A 22,221-nucleotide genomic window follows, 5' to 3' on the forward strand; every position below is an offset into this window, starting at 1 on the left:
CGAGCCGGCGCAGCACCGTCCCGATGGCGATCCGCCCCTCCAGCCGGGCCAGCGGCGCGCCGAGGCAGTAGTGGACGCCGTGCCCAGACGGCGCGGAGAAGGTCGGTGAGGGCCCCGAGGACGGCGTCGGGGCGCTCCTCGTGCATCCAGCCGTGCCCGACGTCGTCGAGGACCCGCTGTTCGCCGCGCGGGACCGACGCGGCCAGTTCCGCGTGGATCGTGCGCTTCATGTCGTTGATCTCGCGCAGCAGGTCCTCGGGCCACAGGTGGGCCTGGGTCGCGTCGTGCCCCAGGGCGGTCAGCACGATCAGCGGTACGTCGGGCAGGTCCGGGGCGTTCCGGAGCTCGTCGGCGACCTCGGTGTAGAGGTTCTTGTCCTCGTTCCAGGCCGTACGCCACGCGGTGAGGTGGTGCTCGATGAGCGGTCCCCGAACGGCGTCGGGCCACTTCGCGAAGTGCCCGGCGAGCGCGTCGCGGGAGCGCTGGAGCTGTTCCTCGGTCGGCTCCGGCAGGTCCTGGCTCTTCATCCGCTCCAGCATCTCGGGCACCTGCCGGGGCGCGCGGCGCAGGAAGTCCTCGTGGGTTGGGTCCAGCAGGAGCAGCCCGGCCGCCTCGCCGGGGAAGCGCTGCGCGTAGTGGCGCGCGTAGGCCCCGCCCAGGGAGTGCCCGACCAGCACGTACGGGCCCGGAACCTCGGCGGCGGCCAGCAGGTCGCGCAGTTCGTCGGTGACCTCACCGGCCGTACGGGGCAGCTCGACCGGGTCGCTCCAGCCGGTGCCGGCCCGGTCGTAGAGCACGCCGGTCGTCAGCCGGGCGACGCGGTCGTGCAGGTTCACGTAGTCCAGGCCGACGAGGCCGGCCCCGGCCAGGAGGACCACGGCGGGCTCCCCGGCGCCGGACCGGTGCAGCATCAGCCGCCGGCCGCCCACCTCGTACAGCCGCCCCAGCGGGGGCTCGGTCCGGTGCTCCGGTGTCGCAGATCCCATGCGAGACGCCTCCAAAGATTATTCTCAACTTTGAGAAAGGTATCAGTCGTGAGATCGTTGGGCCATGGACCCGGTCGAGCTGCTTCTGCATCCGGTGCGGCTCCGCATCGTGCACGCGATGTCGGGCGGGCGGACGCTCACGACCGCGCAACTGTCCGAGCTCCTGCCGGACGTCTCGAAGGCGACCCTGTACCGGCACGTCGGCCTGCTGGCCGAGGGCGGGCTCCTGGAGATCGACGGCGAGCAGCGGGTGCGCGGCGCCGTCGAACGGACGTACCGCCTGCGCCGGGCCCGCGCGGTGATCGACGCGGAGACGGCCGCGTCCGCCTCACCGGAGGACCACCGCCGCGCCTTCGCCACGGCCATGGCCACCCTGCTGGCCGAGTTCAACGCCTACCTGGACCGCGACGCGGACCCGGCCCGCGACCTGGTCGGCTACCGGCAGCACGCGATCTGGCTCAGCCCGCGCGAACGCGCCGAGCTGATCGGCGAGCTGCGCGACGTCATCGTCTCCCGGATGACCAACGAACCCGCGCCGGACCGCGTCCGCCACCTGATCAGCCCGATCCTCTTCCCCGCCGAGAGCCCGGGCGACCCGGCGGCCGGTCACCAGGCATAGGCCTCCGGGGCGGGGCCCGGACCGGGGAAGATCTCGTCGAGGCGGTCCAGCTCGCTCGGGCCGAGACGGACGTCGAGGGCGCCGACCGCGCGCTCGAGATGGTCGAGCGTACGAGGGCCGATGATCGGTCCGGTCACCCCCTCCTGGTGCAGCAGCCAGGCGAGGGCCACGTCCGCCGGGGGCCGGCCCAGCTCGTCGCAGAACTCCTCGTACGCCGCCACCCGGGGCCGCACGGCCGCCAGGCGCTTCGCGGTGAGGTCCGAACCGCTCTCCCGGCCGGGCCGGTCCTTCCGCAGGATGCCGCCGAGGATGCCCCCGTGCAGCGGCGACCAGGGGATGAAGCCGAGCCCGTAGTCGCGGGCGGCGGGGAGCACCTCGAGTTCGGCGGTGCGCTCGGCGAGGTTGTACAGCGACTGCTCGCTGACCAGGCCAAGAGAGTTCCGGCGCCGCGCCGCCTCACCGGCCTGGGCGATGTGCCAGCCGGCGAAGTTCGAGGAGCCCACGTACAGCACCTTGCCCTGCGCGACCAGGACGTCCATCGCCTGCCAGAACTCCTCCCACGGCGTGTTCCGGTCGACGTGGTGGGCCTGGTAGAGGTCGAGGTGATCGGTCCGCAGCCGGCGCAGGGAGTCCTCGACCTGCCGGCGGATGTGCCGGGCGGACAGGCCACTCGTGTTCGGTCCCTCGCCCATCGGCTCGTACACCTTGGTGGCGAGCACGACGTCGTCCCGCCGGCCGCTCTTCTCCAGCCAGCGCCCGATGATCTGCTCGGTCCAGCCCTCGCCGAGCCGCCAGCCGTAGATGTTGGCGGTGTCGAAGAAGTTGATTCCCAGGTCGAGGGCGCGATCCATGATGGCGTGGGCGGTCTCCTCCGGAGTGTCGGGACCGAAGTTCATGGTGCCGAGCACGAGCCGGGAGACCTGCAGGCCGGTACGGCCGAGGTGTGTGTACCGCATGGCGCCGACGCTAGGGTTTCACATTGGTGTGAAGGTCCAGCCGAACCATCGTGGAGTAGGTCACATGCGCATCGGCGAGTTGTCGCGGCGGACCTCGGTCAGCGCGAGGCTGCTGCGGTACTACGAGGAGCAGGGACTGCTCGTCCCGGAGCGGCTGCCGAACGGCTACCGGGAGTACGCCGAGGACGCCCCCGTGATCGTCGCCCAGATCCGCGGGCTCCTCGACGCCGGGTTGTCGACGGACGTCATCCGGGAGCTGCTGCCGTGCGCCGAGGGCAGGACGCCCCGGCTCACCGGCTGCCCGGAGCTGCGCGGCATCCTCCGGCAGTCCCTGGACGGCATGCAGTCCCGCATCGACGCCCTCACCCGCAACCGGGACGCGCTCCAGCGCTACCTCGAGGCGACCGAGACCGTCGCACCCGCGCCGGGCTGACCGGCCGGAGTAGGGTCGGAGGGTGCGCTTCGCGATCTCCATCCCGCAGTTCTCCGCCGCCGGGGAGTTCGACCCGGCCGCGTTCCGCGCCTACGTCGTACGGGCCGAGGAGCTGGGCTTCCACAGTGGCTGGACCCAGGAGCAGGTCCTCGGCTCGATGCCCAACCTGGGCCCGATCGAGACCATGACGTACGCCGCGGCCTGCACCGAACGCCTGCGCCTCGGGTGCGCGGTGTTCGTGAGCACGCTGCACAATCCGCTGCACCTGGCCAAGAGCATCAGCACGCTCGACCAGCTCAGCCGGGGTCGGCTGGAGGTGGGCGTCGGCACGGGCGGGCGGGGCAGGGCGTTCGCGGCGTTCGGCGTCGACACGGACGCCTTCGTCGCCCGCTTCACCGAGGGCATCCGGCTGATGAAGGCGTGCTGGACCGAGTCCGAGATCGCGTTCCCCGGCCGGTTCTGGCAGCTCGACGGCCAGGCGATGGAGCCGAAGCCGTTCCAGAAGCCGTACCCGCCGCTGTGGTTCGGCGGCAACCACCCCAACGCGCTCCGCCGCGCGGTCCGGTACGGCGACGGCTTCTTCGGCGCGGGGTCGCAGACGACCGCGCAGTTCGCCGACCAGACGCGGGTCGTACGGGAGGCGCTCGACGAGGCCGGCCGCGACCCGGGCGACTTCCGGATCGCCAAGCGCGTGTACATCGCGGTCGACGACGACGCCGCGCGGGCCCGCCGGCGCATGACCGACGCGCTGAACCGGGTGTACGGCCGCTCCGGCGGGGACGAGCTGACCCCCGTCGCGGTCTTCGGCCCGCCCGACGAGTGCGTGACCCGGCTGCGCGAGGTCGCGGACGCGGGCGCCGAGATGATCCTGTTCACCACGCTCTTCGACGAGGCCGAGCAGATGGAGCGCCTGGCCGCCGAGGTCATGCCCCACCTCGCCTGAGACGGTGAAGGGCCGGCGACCCAGTGGCGGGTCACCGGCCCTTCCGCCGGCCCGGCTCGGCGATTCCCCGGCCACTGTTCCTGGGGGCGGCCGGTTCAACCGTCGGGCGGTCAACGGAGCGCTGCCAGCGCTCCACGGCCCCCGCAGGAACCGCGTTCAAGATCATCTTTATGATGACACAGCCGGAGCGGCCACCGGTAACCAAGATCATTCGGCAGGCGTGATCTCCAGCACGTTCCCCGCCGCGACCCCCCCCGTCCCCGGTGCCGTGGTGGCCGCGCTGTCGTCCTGGCTCGGCGCACTGCCGGTGACAGCGGAAGGCTGACCGCCGCACGGCGGTAGGAGCCTGACGCCACGACCGCGAGGGCCCCAGCCACTGCGCTGGGGCCCTCTTCTCATGCGACACGATCTCCGACGCTGTCCTGACTCGGTGATCCGATGTGGTCCGATCCGCCGCTACCCGGACGGTCTCTTCCTAAGAAGTCCCACCGCATGTGTGGGAGCCAACCAAGGAGGCGGCAATGAGCTTTAAGGACCGCATGGTGAAGCGCGCGGCGAAGCGCGATGGTAAGGACCCCCTGCTGGGCGCGGTGCGTGTCATCGCGGAGCAAGCGAGGGACAGGGCCGCGGGCAAGGCGTCCCAGGCCGGGACCGAGCCCGAGCAGCGGTGACGGCGGAAGCCTGACCGCACAACCACAGAGGGCCTCAGCCGCTGCGCTGGGGCCCTCTTCTCGTGTGCCGGCGGAGCTACTCGCGTCGGGTTCGCTCGTTCTGGAACGCTCGCGCCATGGACGGCATCGGGCTGCGGCCGGCGACACCGGCCGACGCGGACTTCTGCTTCGAACTGCACAGGCTCGCCATGGGGGAGTATGTCGCCGCGATCTGGGGCTGGAACGACGCGGACCAGCGCGAATATCAGCGACGGGCCTTCGCTCCCGGCCACTGGCAGATCATCACGGTCGACGGGACCGACGCGGGCCTGTTCATCGCCGAGGACCGACCGGACGAGCTCTATCTCGGCCGCATCGAGGTCCACCCCGACCACCAGGGCCGGGGCATCGGCGGCACCCTCATCCGCAGGCTCATCGACCGCGCCCACGCGCAGGGCCGGCACGTCACCCTGGACGTCCTGACCATCAACACCCGGGCCCACGCCGTCTACCGCCGCCTCGGCTTCCAGGAGACGAGCCGCCACGGCGACGGCAACATCAAGATCCGGATGAGGTGCCCCTGACACCGTACGAGCCACGGCGAGCACCGGCCCCTCACCGAAGGGGCGAACCGGATCCGCGGACGGCCTCCATAGACGTGGCTCCCGAGGGCGACCACGGCGGCGATCTCGCCCCTGACCGCGGCTGCCGGCCGTGAGACGGCCGAGTAATGAGGTTGCGCAAGTTCGCGCATCGTGGACTGTCATTCCTGACGACGCGACCGACGCATCACCTGATGCGATGGTCGCCCAAAGGAAAGGACAATCTCATGCGCCACGGTCGGAACCCGTTCGAATCGCTGGGCACCACGCCGGAAGAGCCGAACCCGCAGCCCATCGGGCCGAGCTGGCCGGTGCAGAAGCCGTCGGAGCAGTGAGCAACGACACCGCGTGAGGCTTCCGTCTGAGGAGCCCTGATCGACTGATCCCGGCGGGGTGGTCCTGAACCACTCCCGCCGGGATCTTTTTATTTTGACCCCAGACGGACCGAAGCCGGTCTCGCACGTGCCACCCGGTCGGCGTGAGGCGGAGGTCGGCACAGTCGGACGTCCCCACCCGGCTGGAGAATGCCGCTGGTAGACAGCGGGCACTGCGCGGTGGACACCGGCCCGTATCCGGGCAACCGTCGACGGTGAGTCCGCCGTAGCGGCATTGCCGACCGCGAGGCCGCCGAGTTCGAGGTTGCGGAAACTCGGGCACCGCGGACGGTGATGCATCAAGAAGCGACCGATGATCGCCCAATGCGATGGTCGCCCAACGGAAAGGACAACCTCATGCGTGACGGTCGAATCCCGTTCGAACCGCTGAGCAGCACGCCGGGACAGCCGCCCATCGGCGAGCCCGACCCCGGTCCGATACCGCGCAACCCGGGCCCGGTTCCCGGTGACAACCGCCCGCCCCGACCCACCAACCCGGGCCGTAACCGGTGATGGGCGCGCCGGTGCCCGTGGCGGTCTGATCCCGGGTCCGCCGGCGCCGAAGTCGTCGGGGCGGTGAGCGACGACACTGCGTTAAGGCTTCCGTCTGAGGAGCCCTGATCGACTGATCCCGGCGGGGTGGTCCTGAACCACTCCCGCCGGGACTTTTTCATCTCTGGCCACCAACAGGACCGAAGCCACTCTTGTTCTCGTCCGATGGTCCCCTCACCTCGCACAGCAGTTGCTGCCGGCGGACCGGGCGCGTATCCCTGCGGGAGATGGCGGCACGGCGAGCATCGGCCCCTCACCTCCGTGCCCGCCGTGCCCCTGCCGCGCGACCGGCTTCGGGGGAAGACCCGACCGCGCGGAGTCTCAGTCACCCGCCGCACCGCGCCCAGACCGTCTTGCCGTCGTCCTCCGGACGCCAGCCCCACTCGGTGGCGTACGCCTGGACGATGAACAGCCCGCGGCCGTCCTCCTCGTCCAGCCCGGCGGCCCGGATCGCGGGTTCGCCGTCGCCGGAGTCCCGTACCTCGACCAGCACGGCCCGGTCACCCGGACGGCTGATCGTCAGCTCGAACACGGCACCGAGCCGCGCGGCGTTGGACACCAGCTGGGTGGTGACCAGGTGCACGTCGTCCAGCAGCTCGGGCAGCGCCCAGTCCCGCAACCGCCGCTCGACCGCGAGCCTGGCCACCTTGGCGGCACCCGGATGCGGCCCCAGCTTGAGGGAGTACGAGTCGGCGGTCATGGGCCCCGTCCTCACCGCCGGCAACCACCCCGACAAGGTCGAACAACTCGTCGCCACGCGAATGGACCGCCAGCAGATCCTCCGCCGCGACGAGCCCCCGTGGCTCGTCCTCCTCCTCGCCGAGTACGCCATCCGCCGCAAGATCGGCAGCCCCGAGGTGATGCGCGCCCAACTCCAACGCCTCCTCGACGCGATGAAAGAGCCGAACGTCACCATCCAGGTCCTTCCGGAGGAAGCGCCCGTCTACCTCTCGATGCCGTTCACAATCATGGGATTCGACAATGGGCCAGACGTGGCCTACGCGGCGACAGGCGAGATTTCGGGTGGTATCACGAAAGAACATCGGCACGTCGGGAGGCTCAAAGCCCGTTTCGACCTGGTTCGGGCGGCGGCATTGCCTGCCATGGCGTCCGAGGAGCTCATCCGTTCCGTTCTGGAGGACACATGAACATGGAGGAGCGGCCGCCGGTTCAGTGGCGTAAAGGCACGCGGAGCGACGAGGAGGGCGGTCAGTGCGTCGAGGTGGCCGTCGTGGCAGAGGACACCTGAACGTGCGGGGAGCGTCGTCGGTCCAGTGGCGTACGAGTACCCGGTCCGACCAACAGGGCGGAATGTGCGTAGAAGTCGCCGTCGTCGAGGAGGCCCGTGGCGGCGGCTGAGCAGGTGGCGCGGGCCGGGTGCATCGCCTGTGAGCTGAGCTCCGGTGTGCGGCCGTTGCCGGGTGGGCGGCTGTATGAGAGTTCGGGTCTGGTCGTGGAGCACTGCGTCGGGCCGCTGGGTGTCGGCACGCTGGTGGTCAAGCCGCTGCGGCACGTCGTCCATGTGGCCGACCTCGACGAGGCCGAGAGCGCGGCGCTCGGTCCGCTTCTGCGGCGGACGGCTGCGGCGGTCACGGAGGTGGTCCGGCCGGAGCAGGTCTACGTCTGCCTGTGGTCGCACATGGACCGAAAGCCCGGCCACATCCACTTCGTCGTCCAGCCGATCACCAAGGCCGACATGGCGCGTTTCGCCGCGGCCGGCCCGGAGCTCCAACTCGCGATGTTCCGCGCGGGTGAGTCGCCGGGGGAGGCGGCGGTGAACGCCATCTGCGCGCGACTACGCCCGCTCCTCGCCGAGCAAAGCTAATAGTGCCCCGGATTTTCGTCGCTGGAGCGACGAAAATCCGGGGCGTTAAAGGAGAACCTCTTGGATCCCCTTGGTCATCACGCCGTTATCGGCGCTGTGGAGGCGACGAAGGCCCTCGGCGTTCCTTCTGGCTCAGAACTCCAGGACGGCGCGGTAGCGCGCGCGTCCGTGGCGGACCTGGTCCAGGGCCTCGTCCATGCGCGTAACGGGGAAGACCTCCACCATCGGGCGGATGTCGTGCCGGGTCGCGAAGTCGAGCATCTGGCGGGTCTCCGTCGGTGAGCCGGTGACGCCTCCGACGATGGTCCGTTCGCCGGGGAGGAGGCTGAGCGGGTTGATGGTGAGCGCGCCGTTGGGGAGGCCGAGGACGCACAACGTCCCGCGCGGGCGCAGGGTCGCCAGGTAGGCGTCCCACGGCAGGTCGGCCGAGACGGTCGAGAGGACGAAGTCGAACGAATTCGACACCCGATCGAGCCCTGTCCCCTCGTTCGTCGCGACGAAGTCGTGAGCGCCGAACCGGCGGGCGTCGGCGCTCTTGCCGGGCGTCGAGGAGATGGCGGTCACATGGCATCCCCATTTCGCGAGGCACTGGATCGCCAGGTGCCCCAGGCCACCGATCCCGACGACGGCGACGCGGTCCGTCGGTCGAACCGAGTGATGGAGGAGCGGGGGGAAGACCGTCGTCCCGGCGCACAGGAAAGGCCCTGCGTGCTCAGAGGCGATGACGTCGGGGATGGGTTGAACGTGCCGCCAGTCGCTGACGCGGACATGGCTGGCGAAGGCTCCTCCGGTCCCGCGGACCACAACGTTGTCCTTGGCCGGGCAGAGTTGCTGCCGGCCGCTGAGACACCATTCGCAGGCGAAACATGATCCGGCCGTGGCCCCGACGCCCACGCGTTGACCGACGGCCAACCGCGTGCGATCGACCGCGTCGCCCAGAGCCTCGACCACGCCGACCGCTTCATGGCCCGCGACCACGGGGAAGTTCGAGATCCCCCACTCGTCGTCGATCATGCCGAGGTCGGTGTGGCAGATCCCGGAGTGGGTCACCGCGACCTCGACCTCGAGTGGCCCCAGGGGCGCCGGTTCGTACTCATGTACCCGCACAGGGCCGCCCGCCTGTTCGACCGCGTACGCACGCCTCGTCATCGCTTGTTCCCTCCAGTAACTAACTAGATAGTTACAACGTAGCGTCGCTTCCGAATCTGTCAACCAACTGGTCGGATAGCATCAGCGGATGCGCGTCCGCGATGCCGAGGCCACCCGCCGCAACCTCCTCGCCGCCGCCACCGCCGACTTCGCCGCCTACGGCATCGCCGGCGCTCGGGTCGACCGGATCGCGGCCGAGGCCGGCGTGAACAAGGCGCTGCTGTACTCCCACTTCGGCGACAAGCTCGGGCTCTTCGACGCCGTTTTCCGCATGCATGCGGGCGCCGTCGTGGAGGCGACCCCGTTCACCGCCGAAGATCTCCCGGACTACGCGGTACGCCTGTACGACGCGGCCGTCGCACGGCCGGAGTTGATCCGGCTGGCCGCCTGGGCGCGCCTCGAACGCGTCGGGACCGGGAACCTCGTGACCGACGAATCAGCGAGTGCGGCCAAACTGCGGGCGATCGCCGACGCGCAGCGGACCGGCTTCATCACACCCGCGATGGAGCCGCAGGACGTGCTCGCGTTGGTCATCGCGATGGCCTTGACCTGGTCCTGCGCGGGCCTGTCCTACGTCGCCACTCCCGATGATTCCCCCGCGGACCATGAACGCCGTCGGCAGGCCCTGTCCACGGCGGTGTCCCGGGCCTTCGCTCCCTGAGAGGGAGGCACGCCAGGGCGGGCACGCCGCGGCGGGGCGGCAGGGGGAACAGGTCAGGCGTCGGGCCAGACACGGCGTTTCGCGGGGACGGCCAGCAGGTCGCCGACGACGAACTCCTGCTGGGGCCCCTGCCAGGCGAACGGCATGAACACCGCGAGGGCGCAGCCCGCCTGGTGCTCGACCTCCATGGCGATCGCGTCGACGCTTCCCGGCGGTGCCGGGGCGGGGTCCTTCCGCCAGTCCGTGGACCGGCGAAGTTGGACGTTGACAGGGGTGGTGTCGCCCGGCGACGGCTCCTTCATGCGCACGTAGTAGGTGATGACCGCGCACCGGAGCTCGGCCCCGCGGGCGCGGTAGCCGTCGGCGAGGTGGTGCAGCGCCCCGGCGGTGGCCGTCTCGTCGTAGGCGTAGTCCGCGTCGTACTGCCCGGCCTTCCGCAGCACGCCGTCGGCGTCCATGACCAGGCCGAACGGGTAGAGCATCCCCGCGTCGGGCTCCGGGCGGAGTCTGCCCTCGGCGCCTTCCAGGGCGGCCGCGAGGCAGGCGTCCATGTCGCCTCGGGCCCGTCGTGGGACGGAGCCGTCCATCAACATCAGCGTCAGGGTCTGCATCGGATGCGGATAGGTGGGCGGGAAATCGCCTGCGGCTCGCCAGGAGGACACGGCCCGAAATCCTAATCGACGAACAAGCGCCGGGTAAGGCGACTCCGACGGATGAAAAGGGGTTTCGTCCTGGTTGGGCCCTGGCCCTGATGGGTGCCGTCGACCGGGGCCGTACGAAAGGCTCGGCGAACAACGCCGCCCGCGAGGCGACTCGTCCATATTTGCGGATTTTGTGACGGTGGCTCTCTGACGCGCTCAGCGGGACAGGTCGCCGTCCTTCTGCCAGGAGCTCCAGGAGTAGTTCCAGTACTTCCAGTCGCCGTCGTTCGGCTCGTCGACGAAGCGGCGGGACGTGCCGGTGATCTTGACGATGTCGCCGCGCTGCGCGATGCCGAAGAAGTAGCGGGCGCCGGCGCGGGAGGTGCGGACGCAGCCGTGGCTGGCGTTGCGGTCGCCGAGGGCGTCGTACTCCCCGACGCTCTGGTGGACGTACTCGCCGCCCATCGAGATCCGCACCGCGAGGTGGACGTCCTCCTTGTAGTAGTCGCAGCCGGACTGGCCCGGCTTGCAGTTCGGGGACTCCATCTGCACCACCTGCTTCTTCTCCCTGGTCAGGTGGATGCCGCTGGTCGTGGTGTACTCCCGGGTGGTGCCCTTGCCCATGCTGATGAGGAACGTCCGCAGCACGCCGTCGTGGTCGACCTTCATCAGGTGGGTGCGGGAGTCGGCGACCGTGATGTTCGACGCGCCGATGGTGAAGGTCCTCGTGACGTCCGTCGTCCCGTACACGCCCTTGGCGGCGCGTACGCCGGCCAGGTGCGCGGTGAAGGTCACGTTCTGGTGCGGCTGCCAGTAGCGGCGGGTGCGGTAGACGACCTGCCGGTCCGACATCCAGTGCCAGGCGCCCCCGTCCGCCCGGTCCGCCCGCACCTCGAGGGCGCGCGTGACCTGGGCGCGGTCGGCCACCGGGCCGTCGAACGTCACGATGATCGGCATTCCGACGCCGACCTTCTCGCCGGCCTGCGGCGTGACGTCGGCGATGGCGATCTGATGCGCCGCCGACGCCGTGCGGAACCGGCTCATCACCGCGGTGACCCGGCCCGTGGAGCTCCGGGCCGTGGCCTTCACCCGGTACCAGACGCCGGGCTTCAGGGTCCAGATGGTCTTCCACGACCTGTGGTCGGCGTCGAACGCGCCCGGCGCGTCCGTGTCGTCCTGCCGTACGTCCACCTGCTCCAGCCGCCCGCCGGAGACGGTGACCTCGACGCTCCGGTCCGGCCGGACGGTGCGCCTGCCGTCGGCCGGACTGATCTTGATCGTCGCGTCGGCCGCGACCGATGCCGCCTGCTGGCCGCCCCCGGAGCAGGCCGACGTCACGGCGACGGTCGCGGCGGCGATGGCCGGGCCGGCGAACAGCCGCCGATTCCTCATGTGAATCTTCACTTTCTATGAGATGCGCGTACGGCGGGCAGGTTCGCCGGAGCGGCGTACGACACAAGCATCTGTCGAGACGCCGCCGAACGCCGCGATTCCGCACGGCGTGTCCCGGACGCCGGCGGCTGATGGCCTCCCCGCACGGCGTGTCACCTGCGTCGCGTGCGGGTAACGCGCCGTGCGGGTTTTCACCTTCGGTGCCGCCGTGCGGGCGACTCGCTGGTCCGGTCGGCGCTGTCACGTCCGGGGGCCGGTAGTGTTGGGGCGCTATGAAGACGATCGTTCATCTGCTGCGCCACGGCGAGGTGCACAACCCCGAGGGTGTCCTGTACGGGCGGCTGCCGGGCTACCACCTCAGCGACGACGGCCGGCTGATGGCGAAGGCGGCGGCCAAGTGGTTCGACGGGCGTGACATCACCGCGCTCGTGTCCTCGCCGATGGAGCGCGCCCAGGAGACCGCCGAGCCGATCGCCGAGACGCTTGGCCTGCCGGTCGGCACCGACGAGCGCCTGATCGAGGCCGCCAACCACTTCGAGGGCCGTACGTTCGGCGTCGGCGACGGGTCGCTGCGCCGCCCGGAGCACTGGCCGTTCCTCTGGAATCCCTTCCGGCCGTCGTGGGGCGAGCCGTACGAGGAGATCGCCCGGCGCATGCTGGCCGCGATGGCGGCCGCGCGCGACGCCGCGCGCGGGCACGAGGCGGTGTGCGTCAGCCACCAGTTGCCGATCTGGGTGACGCGGCGACGGGTGGAGGGCCGCCGGATGTGGCACCACCCGGGGCGCCGGCAGTGCGCGCTGGCCAGCGTGACCAGCTTCACCTACGACGACGACCGCATCGTCAAGGTCGACTACGCCGAGCCGGCGGGGGAGCTCTCCCACCGCCCCGGTGTCCCCGGCGCCTGAGCCCTCCTGCACAATAGAGCTGAGTACTACACGATGTAGTAGTAGGAGCGTGCCCGTGACCCCCCGTGCCCTGACCCTTCCGGCGGTGATCCTGCTCGGTGTCGGCGTGCTCGCGGGATGCGCGGGCACCGGCGCGGTGCAGAGCGGCGCCGGCAACTCCGACTCGCGGTACGTCGCGGGCGACAACTCCAGCCAGATCATCAAGAACCGCAAGCCCGCCCCCCAGGTGAAGGGCACCACGCTCGACGGCAAGCCCTTCGACCTCGGCGCGCAGAGCGGCAAGGTCACGGTCGTCAACTTCTGGGCGTCCTGGTGCGCGCCGTGCCGCGCCGAGGCGCCCACGATGGAGCAGATCTACCAGCAGACCAAGGGCTCGGGCGTGCAGTTCCTGGGCGTGGACATCAAGGACGGCAAGGACAACGCGCAGGCGTTCCTGCGCACCTTCAAGATCACCTATCCGAGCCTGTACGACCAGGCCGGGCAGGTGGCGCTGGCCTTCCGTGACATCCCGCCGAACGCAGTGCCCTCCACGCTGATCATCGACCGGCAGGGCAAGGTCGCGGTCCGCATCATCGGCAGCGTGCCCTACTCCCGCCTCCGGGACCTCGTCACCAAGGTCGCGGCCGAGAAATGAGCCCTACCGCGATGCGCCGTCGTGCCGTGGCCGCCTCGGCCACGGCCGTACTCGGCGGTGCGCTCGCGGGCTGTGCCGGCACCGGCGCCACCGGAGCGCGGCAGTCCTCCACCGCGCCGTACGAACTCTTCAAGGACCGCAGACCCGCGCCGCGGGTCACGGGGACGACGCTGGACGGGAAGAGCTTCGACCTCGCCGCCCTGCGCGGCAAGGTCGCCGTCCTGAACTTCTGGCAGTCCTACTGCGGTCCCTGCCGCGCCGAGGCGCCCGCGCTGCAGAAGGTGTCCGCCGAGACGAAGGCGTCCGGGGTGCAATTCGTCGGCGTGGACGTACGCGACGCCAAGGAGGCCGGCAAGGCCTTCGCCCGCACCTTCAAGATCGATTATCCGAGCGTCTACGACCAGGCCGGGCAGGTGGCGCCGGCCTTCCGCGACGTGCCGCTCACCGGCGTGCCGACCACGCTCGTCGTCGACCGGAACGGCCGTGTGGCGGGCCGGATCGTCGGCGGCACGCCGTACTCCGCCCTGCGCGACCTGGTCACGAAGATCGCGGCGGGCCGATGAAGCGCGGCCGTACGGGGGTGAGCGCGTGGTGAGCACCGTCACCAGCGGATCGCTCGTCATGGCGGTCCCGGTCGCGGCGGCGGCCGGGCTCGTGTCGTTCCTGTCCCCGTGCGTGCTGCCCCTCGTCCCGGGCTACCTCTCGTACGTCACCGGCATGAGCGGCGCGGACCTCGGCGAGCGGCGGCGGGGGCGGCTGCTGCTCGGGGTCGCGCTGTTCGTCCTGGGATTCACGGTCGTGTTCGTGAGCGCCGGGCTGGCGTTCGGCGGGTTCGGCGCGCTGCTGCAGCGGCACGCCGCCGTGATCACGAAGGTGCTGGGCGCGGTCACGATCCTGCTCGGACTGGCGTTCATGGGGTTCATCCCCGGGCTGCAGCGGACCGTGAAGTCGAGCCGGCTGCCCGCCGCAGGAGTGGCGGGCGCGCCCCTCCTGGGCGCGCTGTTCGGGCTCGGCTGGACGCCCTGCATCGGCCCGACCCTCGCCGCCGTGCAGGCGATGGCCTACACCGAGGCGAGCGCGGCGCGCGGGGCGCTGCTGTCGTTCGCCTACTGCGTCGGCCTGGGCGTGCCGTTCCTGCTCACCGCCGTCGCGTACCGTAAGGCCCTGGGCGCGTTCGGCTGGGTCAAGCGCCACTACCAGGCCGTGATGCGCATCGGCGGCGGCCTGCTCGTCGCGATCGGACTGCTCCTGGTGACCGGGTTCTGGAGTGACCTGACGATTCAACTGCAAGGCTGGGTCTCCGGCTTCAAGACGGTGATCTGATGAGCTTCGACAAGGGGGCACGCCCGTGAGCGTCGACGCTCCTGAGACGCAGGCCGCGCCGCAGGCGCCACGGGAACGCCCGGCGGGCATCGGCCTGGTCGGCTGGCTCCGGTGGGGCTGGCGGCAGCTGACCTCGATGCGGACGGCCCTGGTCCTCCTGTTCCTCGTCGCACTCGGCACCGTGCCCGGCTCGTTCCTGCCGCAGCGCGGGCTCGCGCCGGAGAAGGTCACGACCTTCTTCCAGCAGCACAAGACGCTCGCGCCGGTGATGGACAAGCTGTCGCTGTTCGACGTGTACGCCGCGCCCTGGTTCGCGGCGATCTACATCCTGCTGTTCGTGTCCCTGGCCGGCTGCGTGCTGCCGCGGGCCAAGCACCACGTCGACCAGCTGCGGTCCCGGCCGCCGAAGGCCCCGCGCAACCTCGGCCGGCTGCCGGAGGCGGCGTCGTACGAGACGGCCGCCGCCCCCGACGAGGTGCTCGCCGAGGCGCGCGGCATCCTCAAGGGCCGGCGGTTCCGCGTCGACACGTACGACGACGCTGTCGCGGCCGAGAAGGGGTACCTCCGCGAGACCGGCAACCTGGTCTTCCACATGGCCCTGCTCGTGCTGCTGTTCGCGGTCGGCTCCGGCGCGGCGTTCGGCTACAAGGGCAACGTCCTGGTGACCGAGGGGGAGGGCTTCTCCAACACCCTCGCCTCGTACGACGCGTTCAAGGGCGGCCGCAGCTTCACCGCCTCCAAGCTGCCGCCGTTCACCGTCTGGCTGGACTCCTTCTCGGCGAGCTACCTGCCGAGCGGCCCGAACCGCGGGCAGCCGACCAACTTCTCGGCCAAGATCCGGTACCAGAACGGCCTGCGGTCCTCTGTCAAGTCCTACGACCTGAAGGTCAACCACCCGCTCAACGTGGACGGGTCGCGGGTCTACCTCCTCGGCCACGGCTACGCGCCGCGCTTCACCGTGCGCGACGGCAAGGGGCAGGTCGCCTTCCAGGAGGCCGTGCCGTTCCTGCCGACCAACGAGGCGACGTACGCCTCCGAGGGCGTCATCAAGGTGCCGGACGCGCAGCCCGACCAGCTCGGCTTCATCGGGCTGTTCTGGCCCACCGCCGTGCCGAACCAGCAGGGCAAGGTCGTCTCGGCCTTCCCCGCCGCGTGGAACCCGCAGGTCGCGCTGTTCGCCTTCAAGGGCGACCTCGGCCTGTCCAACGGCGCCCCGCAGTCGGTGTACCGGCTGGAGACCGCCAAGCTCAAGCCCATCCTCATGGGCAACAAGGTCAAGCCGCTGGCGGCCGGCCAGACGCTGCAACTGCCGGGCGGCGCCGGGTCGGTGACCTTCGACGGCTACCGGCAGTACGTCACCCTCCAGGTCAACCACGACCCCGGACGCGTCCCCGCGCTCGCCGCCGGCATCGTCGCGATCGCCGGGATTGTGACCTCCTTCCTCGTGCGCCGCCGCAGGGTGTGGGTCCGTGCGACGGCCGCGGAGGGCGGGCGTACCGTGGTCCAGGTCGGAGGGCTCACCCTCGGCGGCGCCACTCCGGACTTCGAAGCGATCGTCGAGCGGCTCAAGACGGCCGCTCCCGAAGAGTCCCGGGGCACGGCTCCGGACGAACCCCCGAACACAGACGAGGAGTGACGACCGTGGTCGACACCCATCTGGCCAATCTGAGCAACCAATTGATGCTCGGTGCGGTGCTGCTCTACGTCGTCACCATGGTCGGATACGCCGCCGACATCTCGTTCGGGCGGCGGCGCGTCGCGGCCGTGCCGCAGGAGGCGAAGGTCCTCGTCGGCGCGGGCGGCCCCGAGGACGTGCAGGACGTCGAGGAGGCCCAGGACGAGGACGAGGGCCGCCGGATCGACTGGGGCCGGTTCGCGGTCCTCCTCAACGTGCTCGCCTGGGGCGTGCACGGCGCCGAGATCGTCACCCGGGGCATGGCGGCCGACCGCGTGCCCTGGGGCAACATGTACGAGTTCGTGTCCGCGATCACGTTCGCCGCGGTGACCGTGTACCTCGTGATGCTCTGGCGCTACAAGACCAACTGGCTCGGCCCGTTCCTCATGGTGGCCGTCGTCATCGCGCTCGGCATCGCCACGATCTGGCTGTACGACGACCCGGGTCCGCTCCGCCCGGCGCTGCACTCGTACTGGATCGCCATCCACGTGACCGCCGCCGTGACCGCCACCGGAACGTTCACCGTCGCCGGCGTCGCCACGATCCTCTACCTCCTCAAGACCCGCCGGACGCCGCCCAAGCCGGGCGGCCTGATGGAGCGGGTCCCCGACGCCGAGACCCTCGACCGCATCTCCCACCGCACGATGATGTTCGGCTTCCCGATCTGGACGTTCGCCATCATCGCCGGCGCGATCTGGGCGGACTCCGCGTGGGGCCGCTACTGGGGCTGGGACCCCAAGGAGACCTGGTCGTTCATCACCTGGGTCGTCTACGCCGGGTACCTCCACGCCCGCGCCACCGCCGGCTGGCGGGGCCGCAAGGCGGCCGTCATCTCCCTGATCGCCTTCGCGTGCCTTCTGTTCAACTTCTTCGGAATCAACTACCTCGTTTCCGGGTTGCACTCCTACGCTGGTTGATTACTTAGATCCCACTGGCAACTTTTTACGCACGCCGTGCGTCACATGGGTCGTGGGTGAATCTGGGAGGACTCGCGTGGGTAGAAGGCGGTCGGCCGTTGGCATGATGGCGATGGTGGCCCTGCTGGCCGGTGCGTCCGCGTGCACGGGCAGCAGCGAGGCGGGCACGAACGGCAAGGACGGCACGAAGGCCCCCGACGCCCAGGTGCGCGTCACTCCCGCCAACGGCACCGGCGCCGCGCGCCCGGACCAGGGCGTCTCGGTCGCGGCCTCGGGCGGAAAGCTCGAGCAGGTGACGGTCGCCTCGGGCAGCACGCAGGTGCCGGGCGACTTCACCCCCGATCACACGCAGTGGAAGACCAAGTGGACGCTGAAGCCCGGCGCGTCGTACACCGTGAACGTCACGGCCAAGAACGCCAAGGGCAAGACCACGACGACGCAGAGCACGTTCAAGACGCAGCAGGCCACCCAGACCTTCAAGATCGCTGACATCACGCCGATGCCCGGCGAGAAGGTCGGCGTGGGCATGCCGATCATCGTGAAGTTCGACAAGCCGATCGCCAACAAGGCGAACGTCGAGCGGGCGCTCGAGGTGAAGTCGGACAAGGGCGACACCGGCGTCTGGCACTGGATGTCGAGCACGGAGGTCGTCTTCCGCACCCAGAAGTTCTGGGGCTCGCACCAGAACGTCACGTTCACCGCCCACCTCGCCGGCGTCCGCGGCCTCAAGGGCGTGTACGGCAAGGCGGACGTGTCGCGGTCCTTCAAGATCGGCGCGTCCAACGTCACCGTGGCCAACTCCAAGACGCACTACATGAAGGTCGACCACGACGGCGTCGTCAAGAAGTTCCCGATCAGCACGGGCGTGGGGTCGACGACGGAGTACACCACGACCAGCGGCCTGCACATCACGCAGGAGAAGTCCGAGAGCGTGACGATGGAGTCGCCCGGCCGCAAGCCCGGCGACGCCGGCTACTACAAGGAGGTCGTGCACCTCGCGGTCCGGATCACCAACCGCGGTGAGTACGTCCACCAGAGCGTCGGGGAGTACGACGCCCTCGGCAACCGCAACGCCAGCCACGGCTGCGTCCGCACCTCGCCGACCGGCGCCCGGTACTTCTACGACATCGCCCAGCGCGGCGACATCGTGAACGTCACCGGCACCAGCCGCAAGCTGTCCAACGAGGTCGACTCCAACGGCTGGGTCTTCTGGGCCCTGTCGTGGAACAAGTGGGTCGCGGGCAGCGCCCTGCACTGACCCGCCGACCAGCGCTTCTCCGACCCCGGCCGCCCGCGTGGCGCCGGGGTCGGCGCGTTTCCACGCCCTGGGTGCCCGCCGAGCGGACGGATGGGGTACCCGTGAGACCACGACGTTCCTCAGCCGTCCCGCCGGCTCCGCGTGCTCTCCGGAGAGACCGGAGGTGTCGGCTTGGGATGTTCGGCTTCACTACGCGATGACCTCGGGTCGGCGATACCAGGGGCTGTAGGTATTCGGCACCTCTCTGTGTCAAGCGGCTTCGAACAGAACGGTGCCGTTAGCCGGACAGATCCCGGCCGGCCGCCGAGGCGTCTGGCAGAAGTCCGGCTGAGCCTCGGGTGGGGTGCGTCAGGTCGCGGGGGAGAAGCCGGGTGGTGGGGCCGTCTGCGTTCGGAGGCCGTCCATGAACAGTGAAAGTAGCTGGTCGGCCTCGTCCGGCGTCTGTTCGGTAGCCAGGGCGATCGCGTGGGTGAGCCTGAGCAGTTGTGAGGTGCCGATGTCAGGGCGGACAGCGCCGGATTGTTGGGCCCGGACGAGCAGGGATTTTCCAGCCGCGCGTATCAACTCCTGGCATGAGGCCAGGGACTGTTCTTGTCCGGTCGCGGTGGACATGAGCCAGGCTGCCAGGCCTCTGTAGGTGGTGACGTGTGCGACGAGGGCCCGTAGCCAGGTGACCAGCGCGTCATCGGGTGCATCGCGGCCGTGCAACTCCTCCGCCTGAGCGCACAGCGTCTGGACGCGGTCGCGGAAGACCGCGTCCAGTAGGGCCTCTCGGCTGGGGAAATGCCGGTAAAGCGTAGCGTTGCCGACCCCCGCGTCATGGGCGATGTCGTCCAGAGAGGCATTGGCTCCGTCGGCGGCGAAGGCGTCCCTCGCCGCCGCGAGGAGCCGATCGTAGTTGCGGCGTGCGTCGGCGCGCATGGGGCGTTGTGTCGCTTCAGGCGCGCTGGTCTCCGGCTTGATCACGTACGGCCCCTCGGTCGGTGGTTGCGAATCGGGGAGTGTCCCCGTATTGTACGGGTAATCGAACCGGGGACATTCCCCGTTTATGTCCTTCGTGTCAGCGAGGGGCGTCTGATCAGGAGGTGCGGGCCGATGCCCGAGGAACTGGATGAGTGGCACGACCGCCTGGGCGGATTCGTCAGGCGGCCGACGTTGGAGGAGTACGCGGATAAGTACTCCGACCACTTTGTGATAGAGCGCAACGGCGGGGTCATAGAGCTACGGATGCACTCCAAGGGTGGCCCCGCCGTCTACTCCCTGGGGCTTCACAACGCCTGGGGCCAGGCGTGGCAGGAGATCGGCAACGACCCCCGCAACGAGGTCGTGATCCTCACGGGGACCGGTAACGCGTGGCTGGCCGGCGTCGACCCTGCCTCCTTCGCCCAGCCGTTTCATGAATGGCCCGGCGATATCGCTCACGAACTCTACTACGACGCGATGAAGCTCCTGGAGAACCTTGTCTTCGGAGTCGATGTCCCCACCATCGGGGTGGTCAACGGCCCCGGCTTCCACACCGAGCTCGCCCTATTCTGCGACATCACCCTCGTCGCCGAGGACGCGGTCTTCTCCGACGGGCACTTCGCCGCCGGGCAGGCGCCGGGCGACGGTCTGCAACTGGCCTTCCAATCCCTGCTGGGGCCCAAACGGGCGGCTCATGCCTTGTACACCAGCGAGCGGATCGACGCGCGCGAGGCGCTGGACCTGGGACTGGTCAACGAGGTGCTGCCCACCAACGAGCTGCTGCCTCGCGCACGACAGATCGCCCAGACGATGATGGACAGGCCCCGATCCACGCGACGCCTGACCCACGCCATCGTGCAGCGCCCCTTCCGGCGGCGATTGCTGGAGGACCATGGGTTCGGCATGGCCCATGAGCTCTTCGGCGTCTTCACGGACCGGCCCGGAAACCAGGGTTAGCAGTGGCCGGCAACGACGACGGCACCGCCGAGGCGACCCTGGATTGGTACGGCTGCGCGACCTTCCGCCTGAACATCGGTGAGCTGGTCGTCTTCCTCGATGCCTACATCGACCGGTTCCCCGGTGCGCCGGGACCCGACGTGCACACCGACGATATCGACAGAGCCGACTGGATCGTGATCGGTCACTCCCATTTCGATCATTTGTGGGGCGCGGAACGCATTGCCCGGCGCACCGGCGCCACGATCATCGGCAGCCACGAAACCATCCGGATCATGGAACGAGAGGGCGTTCCCGGCGACCACTCCCGCACGCGTGATCCTCAGGCACCACGACGACTTCCTGCCCGGCCGCACCATCCCCGCCGACATCGGCCCGATCCGCGCCGCACTGGCCTGGGCAGCACCCCGTACCGAACTGATCGAACTGACCTACACCAGCGGCTACCCGCTGTTCGCCGAATCGTGACAGCGATCCGAACCGGCCGACTGCCGGAATTTGACGGTACATAGGTGCATTGTGACTTTTCATCACGACCCAGCGAGGACCGGCCTGCTGCTAGTCGATCCCTACAACGACTTCCTCAGCGAGGGCGGCAAACTGTGGCCGCGGCTGAAGGAAGTCGCCGAGGAAGTGCATGCGCTGGAACATCTGCGCACCATCGTGGACACGGCGCGGCGGGTCGGTGTCCAGATTTTCTTCGTGCCCCATCACCGCTGGGAACCGGGCGACTACGAGGACTGGAAGTTCCCGACCCCCACCCAGGTGGCCTCTGCCAAGCTTCAGACCTTCGCCAAGGACACCTGGGGCGGTGCCTTCCACGACGATCTCCAGGTCCAACCGGGCGACGTCGTCATCAAGGAGCACTGGGCGCAGAGCGGTTTCGCCAACACTGATCTGGACCACCAACTCAGGCAGCGTGGGATCGACCACGTGGTGACCGTCGGCATGCTCGCCAACACCTGCATCGAGTCCACCTCGCGTTATGCGACGGAACTGGGCTACCACACGACCCTGGTCAGGGATGCGACTGCCGCCCTCAGCCGTGAGGGGATGCACACCGCCCACGAGATCAACGGGCCCACCTTCGCACATGCGATCGTGACCACCGACCAACTCGTCACCGCTTGAAGAGTTCCCGGGGCCGACCGGGCGTCCTCGTTGCTGTACTCGATTGTCGGCGGCGGCACCGCCTCCGCTTTCGCGGCCGGCCGCCCCGGTCATAGACCACGCTCGACCGTCTCGGCCACCGCACCGAGGTCGTCGGCTCGAAGGGAGGCAGTCTACGACCATCAGAAAACCTCACCCATTTGGAGATCATCGACCCGTATCGCCGTCACCAACCTCCGTGGTCAGTACACCTAGGGCTCCTCGCCGCGGAGGCGGCGGTCCAGTTGGCGGAGGAACTCCGGGTCGTCGTCCGGGCCGAGCGGGCCCCGCCGGTCCAGGGGTTCGACCTCGTCCCCGCCGGCGTTCCGTGAGGTGAGGAACTCCGACGGCCACCCGGTCATCCCCGCCCGGACGTATCTGCGGCGCCGGCCGAACAGCAGCCAGGCGACCGCACCGAGTTCGAAGCCGAGCAGCACGACGAGGAACCACGCGAACTTCGGCAGGTGCCGGGTTTCGAATTCATCGGTCGACAGGACCTCGAAGAGGCAGAAGAGCCACACGCCGAGTGCGACAAGGACGAGCACGACGGCAAGGACGAGCATGGTCGCAGAGTAACCCGCCCACCTGAACGTCACCGCAGAGGTGGCCGCACCGGGCCGTGGAGGTGGCCGCAGTGGGCCGCCGGATCAGCGGAGC

29 protein-coding genes are annotated in these 22,221 nt (G+C 69.7%); 20 read left to right on the forward strand and 9 right to left on the reverse strand.

What is annotated here, in order from left to right; genetic code table 11:
* A partial coding sequence (locus AB0L00_RS00950; RefSeq protein WP_364426649.1) for an alpha/beta hydrolase occupies positions 1-986 on the reverse strand: 986 nt, incomplete at its 3' end.
* 64 nt (positions 987-1,050) lie between these two features.
* On the opposite strand from AB0L00_RS00950, the gene AB0L00_RS00955 reads away from it, so the two are divergent.
* Positions 1,051-1,605 carry a helix-turn-helix domain-containing protein gene (locus AB0L00_RS00955; RefSeq protein ID WP_364426652.1) on the forward strand — a complete coding sequence of 185 codons (555 nt, stop codon included), beginning with the start codon at positions 1,051-1,053 and terminating at the stop codon, positions 1,603-1,605.
* Here the strand turns inward: AB0L00_RS00955 and AB0L00_RS00960 are convergent.
* Entirely contained in the window at positions 1,593-2,561 is a 969-nt protein-coding gene (locus tag AB0L00_RS00960) for an aldo/keto reductase (protein WP_364426655.1), read from the reverse strand. The two genes, AB0L00_RS00955 and AB0L00_RS00960, sit on opposite strands and share 13 nt — an antisense overlap.
* A gap of 64 nt (positions 2,562-2,625) precedes the next feature.
* Between AB0L00_RS00960 and AB0L00_RS00965 the strand changes: the two genes are divergently transcribed.
* From AB0L00_RS00965 to AB0L00_RS00980, 4 genes are all read left to right on the forward strand, one after another.
* Positions 2,626-2,994, forward strand: coding sequence for a MerR family transcriptional regulator (locus AB0L00_RS00965; protein ID WP_364426658.1), 369 nt, complete (start codon positions 2,626-2,628; stop codon positions 2,992-2,994).
* A gap of 22 nt (positions 2,995-3,016) precedes the next feature.
* Positions 3,017-3,937 (forward strand): LLM class flavin-dependent oxidoreductase, encoded by a 921-nt coding sequence (locus tag AB0L00_RS00970; RefSeq protein WP_364426661.1) that lies wholly within the window; start codon positions 3,017-3,019, stop codon positions 3,935-3,937.
* Between the two features lie 521 nt (positions 3,938-4,458).
* On the forward strand, positions 4,459-4,608 hold the full coding sequence (locus tag AB0L00_RS00975; protein WP_364426664.1) for a hypothetical protein: 150 nt from the start codon (positions 4,459-4,461) through the stop codon (positions 4,606-4,608).
* Positions 4,609-4,724: 116 nt separating this feature from the next.
* Positions 4,725-5,171, forward strand: coding sequence for a GNAT family N-acetyltransferase (locus tag AB0L00_RS00980; protein ID WP_364426667.1), 447 nt, complete (start codon positions 4,725-4,727; stop codon positions 5,169-5,171).
* 1,269 nt (positions 5,172-6,440) lie between these two features.
* Here AB0L00_RS00980 and AB0L00_RS00985 read toward each other — a convergent pair.
* On the reverse strand, positions 6,441-6,815 hold the full coding sequence (locus tag AB0L00_RS00985; RefSeq protein WP_364426669.1) for an ATP-binding protein: 375 nt from the start codon (positions 6,813-6,815) through the stop codon (positions 6,441-6,443).
* On the opposite strand from AB0L00_RS00985, the gene AB0L00_RS00990 reads away from it, so the two are divergent.
* Genes AB0L00_RS00990 through AB0L00_RS01005 form a run of 4 tightly spaced genes read left to right on the forward strand, consistent with a single transcriptional unit; the run spans position 6,814 to position 7,940 of the window.
* Complete coding sequence (locus AB0L00_RS00990; protein ID WP_364426672.1) at positions 6,814-7,263, forward strand: DUF5753 domain-containing protein; 450 nt, start codon at positions 6,814-6,816, stop codon at positions 7,261-7,263. The genes AB0L00_RS00985 and AB0L00_RS00990 overlap by 2 nt on opposite strands.
* Positions 7,260-7,364: a DUF397 domain-containing protein gene (locus tag AB0L00_RS00995; protein WP_364426675.1), complete on the forward strand. Its 105-nt coding sequence runs from the start codon at positions 7,260-7,262 to the stop codon at positions 7,362-7,364. The genes AB0L00_RS00990 and AB0L00_RS00995 overlap by 4 nt, the downstream gene beginning before the upstream one ends.
* Before the next feature lie 2 nt (positions 7,365-7,366).
* On the forward strand, positions 7,367-7,474 hold the full coding sequence (locus AB0L00_RS01000; protein ID WP_364426677.1) for a DUF397 domain-containing protein: 108 nt from the start codon (positions 7,367-7,369) through the stop codon (positions 7,472-7,474).
* The gene (locus tag AB0L00_RS01005) at positions 7,461-7,940 is read left to right on the forward strand and encodes a hypothetical protein (RefSeq protein WP_364426680.1); all 480 of its coding nucleotides are present in this window, start codon (positions 7,461-7,463) and stop codon (positions 7,938-7,940) included. The genes AB0L00_RS01000 and AB0L00_RS01005 overlap by 14 nt, the downstream gene beginning before the upstream one ends.
* A 132-nt stretch (positions 7,941-8,072) precedes the next feature.
* Here AB0L00_RS01005 and AB0L00_RS01010 read toward each other — a convergent pair whose 3' ends face one another.
* Positions 8,073-9,089, reverse strand: a complete 1,017-nt coding sequence (locus tag AB0L00_RS01010) for an NAD(P)-dependent alcohol dehydrogenase (protein ID WP_364426682.1) — start codon at positions 9,087-9,089, stop codon at positions 8,073-8,075.
* 88 nt (positions 9,090-9,177) lie between these two features.
* Here AB0L00_RS01010 and AB0L00_RS01015 point away from each other — a divergent pair, with 88 nt between their 5' ends.
* Positions 9,178-9,750, forward strand: a complete 573-nt coding sequence (locus tag AB0L00_RS01015; protein ID WP_364426685.1) for a TetR family transcriptional regulator — start codon at positions 9,178-9,180, stop codon at positions 9,748-9,750.
* A gap of 53 nt (positions 9,751-9,803) precedes the next feature.
* Here the strand turns inward: AB0L00_RS01015 and AB0L00_RS01020 are convergent, their stop codons facing one another.
* Together AB0L00_RS01020 and AB0L00_RS01025 are read right to left on the reverse strand one after the other, a co-directional pair.
* Positions 9,804-10,361 (reverse strand): hypothetical protein, encoded by a 558-nt coding sequence (locus tag AB0L00_RS01020; RefSeq protein ID WP_364426688.1) that lies wholly within the window; start codon positions 10,359-10,361, stop codon positions 9,804-9,806.
* A gap of 246 nt (positions 10,362-10,607) precedes the next feature.
* Positions 10,608-11,783 carry an Ig-like domain-containing protein gene (locus AB0L00_RS01025; protein WP_364426691.1) on the reverse strand — a complete coding sequence of 392 codons (1,176 nt, stop codon included), beginning with the start codon at positions 11,781-11,783 and terminating at the stop codon, positions 10,608-10,610.
* A gap of 272 nt (positions 11,784-12,055) precedes the next feature.
* Here AB0L00_RS01025 and AB0L00_RS01030 point away from each other — a divergent pair, with 272 nt between their 5' ends.
* From AB0L00_RS01030 to AB0L00_RS01060, 7 genes are all read left to right on the forward strand, one after another.
* Positions 12,056-12,688 carry a histidine phosphatase family protein gene (locus AB0L00_RS01030; protein WP_364426694.1) on the forward strand — a complete coding sequence of 211 codons (633 nt, stop codon included), beginning with the start codon at positions 12,056-12,058 and terminating at the stop codon, positions 12,686-12,688.
* A gap of 55 nt (positions 12,689-12,743) precedes the next feature.
* Positions 12,744-13,322 carry a TlpA disulfide reductase family protein gene (locus AB0L00_RS01035; RefSeq protein ID WP_364426697.1) on the forward strand — a complete coding sequence of 193 codons (579 nt, stop codon included), beginning with the start codon at positions 12,744-12,746 and terminating at the stop codon, positions 13,320-13,322.
* A gap of 11 nt (positions 13,323-13,333) precedes the next feature.
* Positions 13,334-13,885: a TlpA disulfide reductase family protein gene (locus AB0L00_RS01040; protein WP_364426700.1), complete on the forward strand. Its 552-nt coding sequence runs from the start codon at positions 13,334-13,336 to the stop codon at positions 13,883-13,885.
* A gap of 58 nt (positions 13,886-13,943) precedes the next feature.
* Positions 13,944-14,645: a cytochrome c biogenesis protein CcdA gene (locus AB0L00_RS01045; protein ID WP_345353676.1), complete on the forward strand. Its 702-nt coding sequence runs from the start codon at positions 13,944-13,946 to the stop codon at positions 14,643-14,645.
* Positions 14,646-14,670: 25 nt separating this feature from the next.
* Positions 14,671-16,281, forward strand: coding sequence for a cytochrome c biogenesis protein ResB (locus AB0L00_RS01050; RefSeq protein WP_364426703.1), 1,611 nt, complete (start codon positions 14,671-14,673; stop codon positions 16,279-16,281).
* Between the two features lie 5 nt (positions 16,282-16,286).
* Complete coding sequence (ccsB, locus tag AB0L00_RS01055) at positions 16,287-17,237, forward strand: c-type cytochrome biogenesis protein CcsB (protein ID WP_364426706.1); 951 nt, start codon at positions 16,287-16,289, stop codon at positions 17,235-17,237.
* Positions 17,238-17,313: 76 nt separating this feature from the next.
* Positions 17,314-18,495 carry an Ig-like domain-containing protein gene (locus AB0L00_RS01060; protein ID WP_364426709.1) on the forward strand — a complete coding sequence of 394 codons (1,182 nt, stop codon included), beginning with the start codon at positions 17,314-17,316 and terminating at the stop codon, positions 18,493-18,495.
* A gap of 348 nt (positions 18,496-18,843) precedes the next feature.
* On the opposite strand, the gene AB0L00_RS01065 is transcribed toward AB0L00_RS01060, so the two are convergent.
* Positions 18,844-19,461, reverse strand: a complete 618-nt coding sequence (locus AB0L00_RS01065) for a TetR/AcrR family transcriptional regulator (RefSeq protein WP_364426711.1) — start codon at positions 19,459-19,461, stop codon at positions 18,844-18,846.
* Positions 19,462-19,590: 129 nt separating this feature from the next.
* On the opposite strand from AB0L00_RS01065, the gene AB0L00_RS01070 reads away from it, so the two are divergent.
* Complete coding sequence (locus tag AB0L00_RS01070) at positions 19,591-20,415, forward strand: enoyl-CoA hydratase/isomerase family protein (RefSeq protein WP_364426714.1); 825 nt, start codon at positions 19,591-19,593, stop codon at positions 20,413-20,415.
* Here AB0L00_RS01070 and AB0L00_RS01075 read toward each other — a convergent pair.
* Positions 20,412-20,720: a hypothetical protein gene (locus AB0L00_RS01075; protein ID WP_364429028.1), complete on the reverse strand. Its 309-nt coding sequence runs from the start codon at positions 20,718-20,720 to the stop codon at positions 20,412-20,414. The genes AB0L00_RS01070 and AB0L00_RS01075 overlap by 4 nt on opposite strands.
* On the opposite strand from AB0L00_RS01075, the gene AB0L00_RS01080 reads away from it, so the two are divergent.
* Both AB0L00_RS01080 and AB0L00_RS01085 read left to right on the forward strand, forming a co-directional pair.
* Positions 20,619-20,927, forward strand: a complete 309-nt coding sequence (locus AB0L00_RS01080) for a hypothetical protein (RefSeq protein WP_364428939.1) — start codon at positions 20,619-20,621, stop codon at positions 20,925-20,927. The genes AB0L00_RS01075 and AB0L00_RS01080 overlap by 102 nt on opposite strands.
* A gap of 7 nt (positions 20,928-20,934) precedes the next feature.
* The gene (locus AB0L00_RS01085; RefSeq protein WP_364426717.1) at positions 20,935-21,546 is read left to right on the forward strand and encodes an isochorismatase family cysteine hydrolase; all 612 of its coding nucleotides are present in this window, start codon (positions 20,935-20,937) and stop codon (positions 21,544-21,546) included.
* 230 nt (positions 21,547-21,776) lie between these two features.
* On the opposite strand, the gene AB0L00_RS01090 is transcribed toward AB0L00_RS01085, so the two are convergent.
* The gene (locus AB0L00_RS01090; protein WP_364426720.1) at positions 21,777-22,127 is read right to left on the reverse strand and encodes a PLD nuclease N-terminal domain-containing protein; all 351 of its coding nucleotides are present in this window, start codon (positions 22,125-22,127) and stop codon (positions 21,777-21,779) included.
* Positions 22,128-22,221 lie beyond the last annotated feature (94 nt).

Origin of the sequence: Actinoallomurus sp. NPDC052308 (assembly GCF_040679195.1) — a bacterium.
GTDB lineage: Bacteria > Actinomycetota > Actinomycetes > Streptosporangiales > Streptosporangiaceae > Actinoallomurus > Actinoallomurus liliacearum.